The 12,081-nt window shown below is 58.1% G+C and carries 13 protein-coding genes and 1 pseudogene; 11 read left to right on the top strand and 3 right to left on the bottom strand.

Annotated elements, in window-relative coordinates:
• The 3 genes and pseudogenes from AACY19_RS23940 to mutS form a co-directional block, all read right to left on the bottom strand.
• Positions 1 to 139, bottom strand: a pseudogene (locus tag AACY19_RS23940) (IS3 family transposase); the annotation flags it as partial.
• A gap of 104 nt (positions 140 to 243) precedes the next feature.
• Positions 244 to 567 carry a ferredoxin FdxA gene (gene fdxA / locus AACY19_RS23935; RefSeq protein WP_339454060.1) on the bottom strand — a complete coding sequence of 108 codons (324 nt, stop codon included), beginning with the start codon at positions 565 to 567 and terminating at the stop codon, positions 244 to 246.
• A gap of 163 nt (positions 568 to 730) precedes the next feature.
• Positions 731 to 3,301, bottom strand: coding sequence for a DNA mismatch repair protein MutS (gene mutS, locus AACY19_RS23930; RefSeq protein WP_339454063.1), 2,571 nt, complete (start codon positions 3,299 to 3,301; stop codon positions 731 to 733).
• 489 nt (positions 3,302 to 3,790) lie between these two features.
• On the opposite strand from mutS, the gene AACY19_RS23925 reads away from it, so the two are divergent.
• The 11 genes from AACY19_RS23925 to AACY19_RS23875 all read left to right on the top strand — a co-directional run bounded on the left by AACY19_RS23925 (position 3,791) and on the right by AACY19_RS23875 (position 12,073).
• Positions 3,791 to 4,090: a hypothetical protein gene (locus tag AACY19_RS23925; protein ID WP_339454059.1), complete on the top strand. Its 300-nt coding sequence runs from the start codon at positions 3,791 to 3,793 to the stop codon at positions 4,088 to 4,090.
• Entirely contained in the window at positions 4,087 to 4,383 is a 297-nt protein-coding gene (locus tag AACY19_RS23920) for a hypothetical protein (protein ID WP_339454058.1), read from the top strand. The genes AACY19_RS23925 and AACY19_RS23920 overlap by 4 nt, the downstream gene beginning before the upstream one ends.
• Positions 4,384 to 4,839: 456 nt before the next feature.
• Positions 4,840 to 5,574, top strand: a complete 735-nt coding sequence (locus AACY19_RS23915) for a LexA family transcriptional regulator (protein ID WP_339454057.1) — start codon at positions 4,840 to 4,842, stop codon at positions 5,572 to 5,574.
• Positions 5,575 to 5,724: 150 nt separating this feature from the next.
• Positions 5,725 to 5,913, top strand: coding sequence for a hypothetical protein (locus AACY19_RS23910; RefSeq protein ID WP_339454056.1), 189 nt, complete (start codon positions 5,725 to 5,727; stop codon positions 5,911 to 5,913).
• Positions 5,914 to 6,104: 191 nt separating this feature from the next.
• The gene (locus AACY19_RS23905) at positions 6,105 to 6,443 is read left to right on the top strand and encodes a phage holin family protein (protein WP_077571337.1); all 339 of its coding nucleotides are present in this window, start codon (positions 6,105 to 6,107) and stop codon (positions 6,441 to 6,443) included.
• Positions 6,444 to 6,513: 70 nt separating this feature from the next.
• A complete protein-coding gene (locus AACY19_RS23900) occupies positions 6,514 to 7,026 on the top strand; it encodes a hypothetical protein (protein WP_339454055.1) in 513 nt (170 codons plus the stop codon).
• A gap of 1 nt (position 7,027) precedes the next feature.
• On the top strand, positions 7,028 to 7,636 hold the full coding sequence (locus AACY19_RS23895; protein ID WP_339454054.1) for a phage baseplate assembly protein V: 609 nt from the start codon (positions 7,028 to 7,030) through the stop codon (positions 7,634 to 7,636).
• A gap of 14 nt (positions 7,637 to 7,650) precedes the next feature.
• Positions 7,651 to 7,983, top strand: coding sequence for a phage baseplate protein (locus tag AACY19_RS23890; protein ID WP_007908814.1), 333 nt, complete (start codon positions 7,651 to 7,653; stop codon positions 7,981 to 7,983).
• Complete coding sequence (locus AACY19_RS23885; RefSeq protein WP_339454053.1) at positions 7,980 to 8,975, top strand: baseplate J/gp47 family protein; 996 nt, start codon at positions 7,980 to 7,982, stop codon at positions 8,973 to 8,975. The genes AACY19_RS23890 and AACY19_RS23885 overlap by 4 nt, the downstream gene beginning before the upstream one ends.
• On the top strand, positions 8,972 to 9,607 hold the full coding sequence (locus AACY19_RS23880; RefSeq protein WP_339454052.1) for a phage tail protein I: 636 nt from the start codon (positions 8,972 to 8,974) through the stop codon (positions 9,605 to 9,607). The genes AACY19_RS23885 and AACY19_RS23880 overlap by 4 nt, the downstream gene beginning before the upstream one ends.
• Complete coding sequence (locus tag AACY19_RS23875) at positions 9,608 to 12,073, top strand: phage tail-collar fiber domain-containing protein (protein WP_339454051.1); 2,466 nt, start codon at positions 9,608 to 9,610, stop codon at positions 12,071 to 12,073. It abuts the gene before it with no gap.
• Positions 12,074 to 12,081: the final 8 nt, after the last annotated feature.

Below are 12,081 nucleotides of genomic sequence, written 5' to 3'. Positions count from 1 at the left end.
ACACAGTCGACCGGCCCTGAATCCCATAACGCCGTTGAGCCTCTTTATAACTCAGTTCGCCCTTTTCAACTTGATCGACGACCGCCAATTTAAAGCTCAGCGTGTAATCACGCTGACTGCGCCTTTTGCCTGATTCCATTGGTTCCTCCTGAGGATAGGTCAGAAGGTGTAAACCTTATTCAGGACGGGACAGCCACAACAAAAAGGCCCGCAAGGGGCCTTTTCAGTCGAGCGCGGGACAGATCAGCGTTCGAGTTGTTCGATCTTGCCTGGCTTGCCATCCCACTCTTCAGCGTCAGGCAACGATTCTTTCTTTTCGGTGATGTTCGGCCAGATATCAGCCAGCTCAGCGTTGAGATCGATGAAGTTTTCCATCCCGGCAGGGATTTCATCCTCCGAGAAGATGGCCACAGCCGGGCACTCTGGTTCACACAGCGCGCAGTCGATGCACTCGTCCGGGTGAATCACCAGGAAGTTCGGGCCTTCGTAAAAGCAGTCCACCGGACAGACTTCTACGCAGTCGGTGTACTTGCACTTGATGCAGTTGTCGGTGACGACGAAGGTCATTTCTAATTCTCTCCTCAGGCGGCGGCAGCGTTGCCCCTTCACGGTTGGGGTCGCCAGGTTCGGGAGCGATGTCTGCCGGCCAGGCTATTAGCCAGCAGCATCCCAAACCGCGCGAGATTCTAACAGCTTGAAGCGGTTTGCGTTATATCCGCTTCTTCAGTGCTTATATCCGGTTTTTCAGTGCATAGAGCATTTCGAGCGCACGACGCGGCGTCAGATCATCAAGATCCAGTTTTGCCAGCTCATCGAGCACCGGGTGCGGCAGGCTGGCAAACATGTCGCTTTGCTGCGGCGTCGCCGCTTTGCCCTTGGCGGCGGGTTTAGGCGCCTCATGGGGCAGGGCGGTTTCCTCCAGTCGGCTCAGATGCTCGCGGGCACGCAGGATCACTTGGCTTGGCACGCCAGCCAGTTGCGCTACCGCCAGACCGTAGCTTTGGCTCGCCGGCCCCGGCAGCACGTGGTGCAGGAACACGATCCGTTCGTTGTGCTCGGTTGCATTGAGGTGCACGTTGGCTACCAGGGGCTCGGCTTCCGGCAATACCGTCAGTTCGAAATAGTGCGTGGCAAACAAAGTATAGGCGCGCAGATGAGCCAGGCGCTCGGCGGCGGCCCAGGCCAGCGAGAGACCGTCGAAGGTGCTGGTGCCGCGACCGACTTCGTCCATCAGCACCAGGCTGCGTTCAGTGGCGTTGTGCAGAATGTTGGCGGTTTCGCTCATTTCCACCATGAAGGTCGAACGGCCACCGGCGAGGTCATCGCTGGAACCGATTCGAGTGAAGATGCGATCAACCAGCGACAGTTCGCAACTCGCCGCCGGCACGAAGCTGCCAATATGCGCCAGCAGCACGATCAATGCGGTTTGGCGCATGTAGGTGGATTTACCGCCCATGTTCGGGCCGGTGATCACCAGCATGCGCGTGTTGTCATCGAGGCTCAGATCGTTGGCCACGAACGGCGTGGTCAGCACTTGCTCAACCACCGGGTGACGACCCTGGGTGATGCGCATGCACGGCTCGCTGACGAAGCGTGGGCAATTGAGGTCGAGGTTCAGCGCACGCTCGGCGAGGTTGCTCAGTACGTCCAGTTCCGCCAGCGCGGCGGCGGTGTCCTGCAACGGCGGCAACTGGCTGATCAGATCTTCCAGCAGCGCTTCGTAAAGCATTTTTTCGCGGGCGAGGGCGCGGCTCTTGGCTGAAAGTGCCTTGTCTTCGAACTCTTTCAGTTCCGGTGTGATGAAGCGTTCGGCACCCTTCAGGGTCTGGCGACGAATGTAATCGGCCGGGGCCGACTCGGCTTGCTTGCTTGGCAGCTCGATGAAGTAGCCATGAATGCGGTTGTAGCCGACTTTGAGGTGGCTCAGGCCAGTACGCGCCTTTTCCCGTGCTTCCAGATCGATGAGGAACTGGCCGGCGTTTTCGCTCAGCGATTGCAGCTCGTCGAGTTCGCTGTCGTAGCCGGTTTTCAACACACCGCCATCGCGGATCACAGCCGGCGGGTTGTCGATGATGGCTTTTTCCAGCAGTGCCGCAAGCTCCGGGTAAGTGCCGGTGGTGGTCGCCAGACTTTGCAGGTGTGGCGCTTCCAGATCGGTCATCGCCACTTGCAGTTGCGGCAGCGCGCCGAGTGCGTCACGCAGGCGCGCGAGGTCACGAGGACGCGCATTGCGTAGGCCGATCCGCGCGAGAATCCGTTCGATGTCGCCGATTTCCTTGAGCTGCGGTTGCAGCTTTTCGAAGCGATAACCGTCGAGCAGGCAAGTGATCGAGGTCTGCCGAGCCAGCAGCACGGTCAGGTCACGCAGCGGACGGTTCAGCCAACGCGTCAGCAAGCGGCTGCCCATGGCGGTCTGGCAGCGATCCACCACCGATTGCAGGGTGTTGTCGCGGCCACCGGCCAGGTTCGTGTCGAGTTCCAGATTGCGTCGGCTGGCGCCGTCGAGCACGACGGTGTCGTCCAGGCGTTCATGACGCAGGCTACGCAAGTGCGGCAGGGCGGTGCGCTGGGTTTCCTTGGCGTAGGCCAGCAGGCAACCCGCAGCGCCGATGGCCAGGGTCAGGGTTTCACAGCCGAAGCCTTTCAGGTCTTGGGTGGAGAACTGTTGGCAGAGGCTTTTCAGTGCTGAATCACGCTCGAAATCCCACGGTGCACGGCGACTGACGCCACGACGTTTTTCCGCTGGCAGATCCTTCGGCCAGTAATCCGGGATCAGCAACTCAACCGGGTTGATCCGCTCCAGTTCTGCCAGCAGGTTTTCCCAACCTTTGATTTCCGACACGCTGAAACTGCCGCTGGTGATGTCCAGCACCGCCAGGCCGAACAGACGCTCGTCACCCAGCAGCGCAGCGATCAGGTTGTCGCGGCGCTCATCAAGCAGCGCCTCATCACTGACCGTACCTGGCGTGAGGATGCGCACCACCTGACGTTCGACCGGGCCTTTGCTGGTCGCCGGGTCGCCGACCTGCTCGCAAATCACCACCGACTCGCCGAGCTTGACCAGTTTCGCCAGATAGCCTTCCGCCGCGTGGTAAGGAATCCCGCACATCGGGATCGCCTGTCCTGCGGACTGGCCGCGCGCGGTCAACGTGATGTCGAGCAACTTGGCCGCCTTCTTCGCGTCTTCGTAGAAGATCTCGTAGAAGTCGCCCATACGGTAGAACATCAGCTGATCCGGGTGCTGATTCTTCAGGCGCCAGTATTGCTGCATCATCGGGGTGTGGGAGCTTAAATCGGAAATTGCATTATTCATCAGTTGGTTAGGCTAACCCGTCAAATTGGTGGGGAAAAATGGGAGCATCTTAGCATTTTGGCTTGAGACTCAAAAACACTCGCCCGGCCAGAAAAACAGGTGTTAAAAACGCGGTCAACTCATCGATTTACCTTCAAACGAAGCCTTTCCAAAGCTTTTTTCCTCTTCGCCATGCAGCAACTGTTCGAACCGGGTCGCGTCTGGGATCTGCGTGGCTGTCCCTGCCTGGCTAGTGGATTGCTTACACTTGCCGGCGTATTCGGCATCGGTGAAGGTTATCCGTTTTATCAACTGATTGGGTCGCGGGGGGCGGGAACCTGGCCAAATCCTGAAGCCTTCTTCAAAGAGCACTTAGTTGAATCTAGATAAGCTGGAATAGCGAAATGGTATAAAAACTGTCAGGTTTTACAGGTTTTTTCAAGGTTGCGTGGCGGAGAATGAAGACTTCGGAGTTTCTATATTTCAAGGAGAGCTATCATGGGACTGGAAGTTTTCGATGAGCCAAAAAAGGACTCTGCTACAGAGAGTGCATATGCCAGGCAGGTAAAAATTAAAAAAGGACTGCCGTTGAAGCTTGGCGATTTCGAACGACTATTTCATTCTTTTTCGTCAAACTATGGGGCTAGATACTTTGATGATCAGGCTGTCGAAGAAGTAGATAGGTTGTTATCAAGCGAAAATTTTGGTGCGCTGAGAAATTTTTTGGCGACTTCCAAGATGAAGGAGATTGAAGAGTCAAAACAATTAATTTCTACACCGAACCTGAGCCTCCATTGACTGATGTAGAGGTTGGATTGATTCAGGAATATGAAGATAGAGTTGCTGAGTTTCGTCGTACTCACCGCCCGTTCTCGATTTCAGATGTTACAGATGAGTTGGTTAAACAATTCATAATTTTTCACAGGGGTAGTGTGCGATTTAAATTTGCAGCAACGAATTATGATACTGAAGTGAATCAGGTGCTCGCTCGTTTGAAGAATGGCGAGTGTCGTAATGCTGATGGCAGTGTATACAGTTACGATAAAGCCAAAGAAGAGCTTATTGGTGATTTAAAATATCGAGGTCGGTGACCGCGCTATGTTGGTTTCTCCAGGCCGGATTGAAGTAGCCATCTAGCTCTGATGCCCTCGTGGCTTGAGTTTCAAAAAACGCTCGCCCCGCCAGAAAATCAGGCCCTCATCGCTGTCAACTCATCGGTTTACCTTCAACCGATGACTTTTCAAGCCATTTTCTCGCATTGCAGAGTGCCTGCGCTATCGCCAGCAGCCCTTCTCGCATCGTCCGGGGAGGCGCGGGCTACAGGGCGAAAGCGTCATTTTTCATTTGGCCGACGCTGCTGTTGATCTCGTGTCGTTACGAGTGCTGGATCATCTTCAGATAGCGCGCCGGATAAGTCTTTTTAAACGTTTCCGAAGGTTCGGGTGTCACGTGGGTTGGGGGAGGCTTTCGACCCGAAATGTTGATTTATGCACATTTATGCAAATCAGCATTTGTCTTCGCGAATAACTTCAAGCACTATGCGCATTATGCAAAAACGCAACGTAGCCTCCGTCTTAAGAGCACTGCTCGACCAGCACGGGATCTCCCCCACGGAGCTCCACCGTCGCACCGGCGTGCCTCAATCCACTCTCTCGCGGATTCTCAGCGGGAAGATCGTCGATCCTTCGGATAAACATATTTCGAAAATTGCCGAGTACTTCGCCGTGAGCACCGATCAATTACGCGGGCGCGCGGATGTCGCGTCGTCGGCCGATGCCGCGCGTGATGACGTGCACGCGGAACTCAAGGACATAATGCTGTGGGACGACGATACGCCTGTCGATGATGACGAAGTATCGGTGCCGTTCCTTCGCGAGGTTGAATTGGCTGCTGGATCAGGAAGATTCGTCATCGAAGAGAGCGAGCGCTCTAGTCTGCGCTTCGGCAAGCGCAGCCTGCGCCATAACGGCGTGCAGTTTGACCAGGCCAAATGCGTGACAGTGCGCGGCAACAGCATGTTGCCGGTGTTGCGTGATGGCGCCACCGTCGGCGTCAACGCCGGCAAGTGCGGCATCGGAGACATCATCGATGGCGACCTGTATGCGATCAATCACAACGGCCAGTTACGCGTAAAGCAGCTTTACCGCTTGCCGACCGGGATTCGTTTGCGCAGCTTCAATCGCGATGAACATCCCGATGAGGACTACAGCTTCCAGGAAATCCAGGAAGAGCAGATCGTCATCCTCGGTCATGTCTTCTGGTGGGGCATGTACGCCCGCTAAGCAGGACCACTTCAGATAAAACCCGCCGCTCTCGGCGGGTTTTTTTTCGTCTGGATAAACCCTCGACCCCTTGATTGGCGCGGCCTCCATGCATTCGCGCATTTCTTGCGCATAAATAAATGCATTAATGCATTGACTGGATATGCATACATGCATATTCTTGCCACCAAGCCGCTCGACAAAGTGGCTGGCAAGACAAGCTCTTTAGTTCCACAAGAACAGGCGGCGATGAACCGGCCTCAACGGTTCAGAGGGTTGGCAACTGACCCGGGTGTGCAGCGTAAAGCACCAGAAGCAGTTATCCGGCGGGCAGGGACCGCGGTCGGAAAAACAATTTGAATGGACTCGTACCGCGCCAGTAGCGCCGAAAAGTCAGGTTCCTTCTTGAGCACAGGATTTGAAGGAAGGCGAAGGAGCGCATTACTGAAAAGCCCGGTGTGCAAGCGCCGGGCTTTTTGGAATGCCTGCCTGAAGAGAAACCGTTTGAACCCAAACCCACACCACTCATCAATCACCCACGGAGGCGTGACATGACAAACGAGCAACAAGCGTTGGCGGACATGCCGATCTGGCTGGTCATCCTCCTTGCCGTGGTCGGCGGGGTGTCCGGCGAAATGTGGCGCGCCGACAAGGAGGGCGCCCGAGGCTGGCCGTTGTTGCGGCGACTGGCGCTGCGCTCCGGCGCCTGCATGATCTGCGGCGTGTCGGCGATCATGCTGCTGTACGCCGCCGGCATGTCGATCTGGGCCGCTGGCGCCTTCGGCTGTCTGACCGCGATGGCCGGTGCCGACGTAGCCATCGGTCTGTACGAACGCTGGGCCGCCAAGCGCATCGGCGTCTGTGAAGTTCCACCCCGCGACCAGCCTTGACCTTAAAACCTGTACGTGCCGCCCTTTGGGCGGCAGGGCTGCGCGTGGACGATTGAAAAGGAGGTCATGTATGCCCACACCGATCCAACAGCCGTCGCAACTGTTCACAGCCATCGCGACGACGCTGCGCAACACCGCCGGGCTCAACATCATTGTCGGCGATCACGAAGAGTTCACGGCGCCGGGCGATCAGGCCTGGGTGCTGATCGACTTCGACCGCAATGCATCAGGACTGCGTGCCGGTGACGGGCGTATCGCTCATGTCATGACGGTGTCGCTGCAGGTCATTCCGGCACTTTGCGCGAGTGCCTTTGCCTCGTGCGATCTGATCGCCGTGCTGAAAAATCTGATCACTGACAATCGCTGGAGCTTGCCCGGCGAACAATGTGATCTGCCGATGAACATCGACGGTTTGCCTTCATTGCTCAATCAGCAACACAAGGCCTGGACCCTGACGTTCGAGCAGACGCTTTACCTCGGCCCGACCTTGCTTGACGACCCACTGGGCACGCCGAAATTCGCCCGCACCTGGGAAGTCAGCAACATCGACGACCCTGATCAATACACCGCGCTGGAGGCCTGAGATGTTCGATGGACTTTTGCGCATGCAGCTCGGCCCGATCATCGAACGCCTGGCCGAGATGGAAGCAGAAATCGATGATCTGCACCGCCGTGCCGAGAGCTTCTGCCGTATCGGCATTTGCCAGACCGTGGACGCGGCGAGCAACACCTGCAGGGTCAGTCACGGTGGCTTGCTCACGCCGGCCATCAAGTTTTTCAACCCGAGTGCCGGCGCACAAAGCGAGTCGCGGATTCCGACGGTAGGCGAGCAGTGTCTGCTGTTCAACTACGGCAGCGGCGAAAACGGTGCGCAGAGTGTGGCGTTGTTCGGCCTGAACAGTGACCGTTTTCCACCTGCCTCAACGGTACCGACGCTGACCCGTCGTGTGCATCAGGACGGCAGCGAAAGCGGTTACGACGACGCCAGCCACACCCTGCATTGGCAAAACGGCCCCGCAGCTTTCAACGGTTCTCGTGAATCGCTGGAGCTGAGCATTGGCCCGGCACGACTGGCAATGACACCGCAACTGATCACCCTGCAACTGGGCGCCGTCGGCCTGACCATTGACGCCTCCGGCGTGCACTTCAGCGGCCCCTTGGTCGATCACCAGGGCCGCGTCATCAGCCCCTGAATCAAGAGCTTCCCATGATCGGAATCGATAGAGACTCCGGGGCCACGGTCGACGACTGGCTGCAGTTTGTGCAGCGCGCGACCCGGGCCCTGACCACGCCGCTGGGCACCCGGCAGAAACGGCCCCTGTATGGCTCGCTGATCCCCTCGTTGCTGGGGCAGAACCTTGGCGATGACGTCCTGCTTCTGGCCCAGAGCCACGCAGCGCAGGCGTTCTACAACGCGCAGAACGGGATCAGCGATTTTCAACCGCAAGTGATTGTCGCCAGCCGTCAGGGCGCCGGTCTGCTCCTGCGTTTCGCCGGCACCTGGAAAAACCGTCAACAAACCTTCGAGGTCGTGACATGAGCATGTTGATCCCCGGCCAGAACCAACTGGCCGAACCCGCGCTGATCACCGTCGACGCCTTTGAAGACTTGCTCGCCGAGTTCAAGACCTTCGTCATCGAGTACGTCGGCGCTCGTTCGCCTGACAGCGCGGCAAAACTCAAGACCAGCCTCGACAGCGAGAGTGAACTGCTGACACTCGCGCTTGAGGCGTTCTGTGTGCGGCTGCAAACCCATGAGCGCAAGTACAACGCACGCATCAAACAGATGCTGGCGTGGTGGGCTACGGGCAGCAACCTCGACGCCCGTCTGGCGGACATGGGCCTGGAGCGTCAGTTGCTCGATCCCGGCGACCCGGCGGCATTCCCGCCGGTGCCGCCGATTTATGAAAGCGACGATGACGCCCGCTTGCGTTATTACCTGGCGCCCCATGCACCGGCAGCGGGCTCGCGGATGCAGTATCGCCGCGAAGTGTTCACCCTCGGCGAGCGTCCGTCGGTGCAGGTCGAATCCACCGAGACGGGTGTGGTGAAAGTCACTTACACCTTCAACCCGGACGGCTTCGCTGCGCAGGTCAAGGATGGTAACGGTCGGCGCACCGCACCCGGCGAAGTGCAGGTCACCGTGCTGTCCCGCGATGGCGACGGCACGCCCTCCGCGGCGTTGCTTGAAGGCGTCCGCCAGCATTTTGCGCGGCCAGATGTGCGACCGGAAACCGATCTGGTCAGCGTCAAGGCTGCCGACATTCAGCACTACAAGATCCGCGTTGTCGCCAAGATCAATTCGGGGCCGGATTCAGGCCTGACCCAAGTCGCCGCGCAGCAGCAATTGCAGGCCTACGCCGACAGTTGTCATCGCCTCGAAGGCCGGGTTGATCCGAGCTGGATCGACTACACGCTGCACAGCGCCGGCGCCGTGCAACTGCAGATTCTCGAACCGCTGGCGCCAATCGTGACCAGCGCGTTTCAAGCGCCTTACTGCACGGCGGTCGAGGTTGAGGTGCTGACGCTATGAATGACCCAACCCAGCGTCGGACGCTGCTCCCGGCGAACAGTTCGGCACTTGAACGAGGTCTGGATCTTGGCTTCGGCGCCTTGCTTGATCGTGTTGCACCGCCGTTTCCCGAACTGATGAACCCGAGCGAAACGCCGGTCGCTTTTCTGCCGTATCTGGCTGCGGATCGCGGTGTTGCTGAATGGAGCACTGCTGCACCGGAAACGGAAAAACGCCTGACCGTCGAACTGGCCTGGCCCACCGCGCGTCAGGCCGGTACCCGCAAGGCGCTGGAAAACGCTGCCAAGGGTTTGCAACTGCGCCCGGAAATCCGCGCCTGGTACGAACAGACACCGCCTGGCACGCCTTACAGCTTTTCCGTGCGGGCCTTTAGCGAACAACCCTACAGCGAAGAAATCGACGCCCGTCTCGACCGCCGTCTGGCGGATGCCAAGAGCGAGCGCGATGTGTTGACGGTGTCGGTCGGCCTGAGCGCTTTCGGCACTCACGTTATCGGCGCCGCGACGTTCTGCGGCGAGCTGACCACGGTTTATCCGGTGTTCATCGAGGGGCTCGAAACCTCTGGCGAGGCGTTCATGGCCGCTGCTTTGTACACCGTCGAAACATCCACTATTTATCCTCAGGGGGCCTGAATGGCTGACTATTACACCCTGCTCACCAACGCAGGGATTGCCTACGAAACGGCGTGCAAGGCCGCGGGCACGCCGATCAAGTTGACGCAGATTTCCGTCGGTGACGGCGGCGGCTCGGTCTACAACCCGGCTGCAACCGCCACCTCGCTGAAACGCGAAGTCTGGCGCGGGCCGCTCAATGCGCTGTTCCAGGACGAGAAAAATCCGAGCTGGCTGCTCGCCGAAGTGACCATTCCGCCGGATGTTGGCGGTTGGTATGTGCGTGAAGCCGGGCTGTGGACGGACACCGGGATTCTCTATGCCATCGTCAAATACCCGGAGTCGTTCAAACCGGTGTTGGCGACGTCGGGTTCGGGTAAAGAGTTCTACATCCGCTCGATTTTCGAGACGAGTAATGCGTCGCTGGTGACGTTGCTGATCGATGACACGGTGGTGAAAGCCACGCGTGCCTGGGTCATGAGTTACCTCGCCGAAGAGCTCGGCAAGCTGGATGGTAAGCAGTCGGTGCGTGTTGCGGCATCCACCAACATCGTGTTGAACGGTGCGCAGCAAATTGACGGTGTTGCAGTGATCGCTGGCGACCGCGTGCTTGTTGCGAATCAGGCGCTGGCCAAGGACAACGGCCTGTGGGTTGTTGCCAATGGCGACTGGGTGCGGGCGACCGATGCCAATACCAGCGCCAAGGTGACGCCGGGCCTGACGGTAATGGTGGAGGAGGGCGCCACGAACGGCGATTCGCTGTGGTACCTGACCACCAATGCGCCGATTACTCTCGGCACGACCGCGCTGACGTTCAAGATGCTCGCCGGGCGCACCGGGATTGCCGCCGGGACTTACAAGAGTCTGACGGTCGATGAATATGGCCGCGCGACTGCCGGTGCCAACCCCGAAACGTTGGCCGGGTTTGGCATCAAGGACTCGTACACCAAGACTGAAGTTGAAGCGCTGATTGCCAAGGCGTCAGCGTTGCCGGTGGGCTCGATTGTGGCGTTCCCGGTCGATGCACCGCCGCCGGGTTTTCTGGAGCTGGATAACAGCGTCAAGAGCAGTGCGACGTATCCGGACTTGAGCGCCTATCTGGGCGGCAAGTTCAACAAGGGGGATGAGGGGGTTGGGAATTTCCGCCTGCCGGAGGCGCGTGGGGAATTCTTGCGGGGTTGGGATCATGGGCGGGGTGTGGATGCCGGGCGTGCAGTTGGTGGTTACCAACTTGATGCTTTGCAAAACATTGCAGGTACATTTGACGGCAATGTGGACATCAAAACTGCAACAGGTGTATTCGGGACGGCTAACCCTAGCGGAGCAATTACAGGAACAGCCAACTCCACGGGGTTTCATTCTGTCTTTTTCGATGCTTCCAAAGTCGCGCGAACCTCGACAGAAACCCGTCCTCGCAACTTCGCGGTTATGTGGTGCATCAAAGCCTGGAACGCGCCGGTCAATCAGGGAACCATCGATGTCGCCGCACTGGCCCAGGAAGTCGAACGGCTCAAGTCCGCCGTTCCGGTGGGCGCTGTTCTGGCATTCCCTACCGGCATTGTCGCTCCTGGTTATCTGGAGCTGGATGGCAGCGTGCAGAGCATCGCGACTTATCCGGATCTGGCGGCGTTTCTAGGTATCACTTACAACAAAGGCGACGAGGGTGCCGGCAACTTCCGCTTGCCTGAGGCGCGAGGGGAATTTTTGCGCGGTTGGGATCATGGGCGAGGGGTGGATGCCGGTCGGCTAATTGGTAGCTGGCAGAAAGGATCTGAGCACATTTTCGACACAGGCACTTCTGTCGCTAATGTTTCGGACAGGAACTCTGTTACCTCGGTAGTCACCGCCCTTTCTAACATGGGGTATGACACTGTCAATGCGGCGGATTATCCAGGCGCCGAATATACAGTCTCCACCCCAAACACTAGCGCCCCTGTATCTAATACCGACCAGACAGCCTTTGGTGCAACCCGCCCGCGCAACCTTGCCGTCATGTGGTGCATCAAAGCCTGGAACGCCCCGGTCAATCAGGGAGACCTTGATATCACTGCGCTGGCGACACTGGCGCAACGAGCCTCCGAAACCAGTCAAGGCACAGCAAAGGTCGCCACTCAAGTGCAGGCGGATGCCGGCGCAGACGACAATACGATCGTGACTCCGAAGAAACTGCGCTGGGGATTCTCCATCAGCGTATCCGGGGACATGAGTGGCAGCTACATCATCTTTCCAACCTGGCTGGGAGGTTTGATCCTGCAATGGGGCATGACGTCTGCGATTGCTTCCGGTGCCAACTATTTACAGGTTTTTCCGGTGGCTTTTCCGTCGATCTTTCCCTCGGTTTTCACGACCTATCCCAATACATCTGTTGATGCTTCCGTAGGCTCGACGTACATCGGGCAGATTCGGGCTCTCAGCAGGTCCAACGTGACCATTCGCAATCTGGGTCAGGGGACCGCTCAGTATTACTATTTTGCAGTGGGCCGTTAACACACTGA

Origin of the sequence: Pseudomonas sp. EA_5y_Pfl2_R50 (assembly GCF_963970475.1) — a bacterium.
Lineage (GTDB): Bacteria > Pseudomonadota > Gammaproteobacteria > Pseudomonadales > Pseudomonadaceae > Aquipseudomonas.
The sequence above is the reverse complement of the archived record's forward strand: the minus strand, read 5'-3'. Positions and strand labels throughout refer to the sequence as shown.

Excerpts from the sequence above, each read along its gene's own strand:
- fdxA (WP_339454060.1), bottom strand. The coding sequence starts at position 567 with ATGACCTTCGTCGTCACCGACAACTGCATCAAGTGCAAGTACACCGAC.
- AACY19_RS23925 (WP_339454059.1), top strand. The coding sequence starts at position 3,791 with ATGGGACTGGAAGTTTTCGATGAGCCAAAAAAGGACTCTGCTACAGAG.
- AACY19_RS23915 (WP_339454057.1), top strand. The coding sequence starts at position 4,840 with ATGCAAAAACGCAACGTAGCCTCCGTCTTAAGAGCACTGCTCGACCAG.
- AACY19_RS23910 (WP_339454056.1), top strand. The coding sequence starts at position 5,725 with ATGCATATTCTTGCCACCAAGCCGCTCGACAAAGTGGCTGGCAAGACA.
- AACY19_RS23905 (WP_077571337.1), top strand. The coding sequence starts at position 6,105 with ATGACAAACGAGCAACAAGCGTTGGCGGACATGCCGATCTGGCTGGTC.
- AACY19_RS23900 (WP_339454055.1), top strand. The coding sequence starts at position 6,514 with ATGCCCACACCGATCCAACAGCCGTCGCAACTGTTCACAGCCATCGCG.
- AACY19_RS23895 (WP_339454054.1), top strand. The coding sequence starts at position 7,028 with ATGTTCGATGGACTTTTGCGCATGCAGCTCGGCCCGATCATCGAACGC.
- AACY19_RS23890 (WP_007908814.1), top strand. The coding sequence starts at position 7,651 with ATGATCGGAATCGATAGAGACTCCGGGGCCACGGTCGACGACTGGCTG.
- AACY19_RS23885 (WP_339454053.1), top strand. The coding sequence starts at position 7,980 with ATGAGCATGTTGATCCCCGGCCAGAACCAACTGGCCGAACCCGCGCTG.
- AACY19_RS23880 (WP_339454052.1), top strand. The coding sequence starts at position 8,972 with ATGAATGACCCAACCCAGCGTCGGACGCTGCTCCCGGCGAACAGTTCG.
- AACY19_RS23875 (WP_339454051.1), top strand. The coding sequence starts at position 9,608 with ATGGCTGACTATTACACCCTGCTCACCAACGCAGGGATTGCCTACGAA.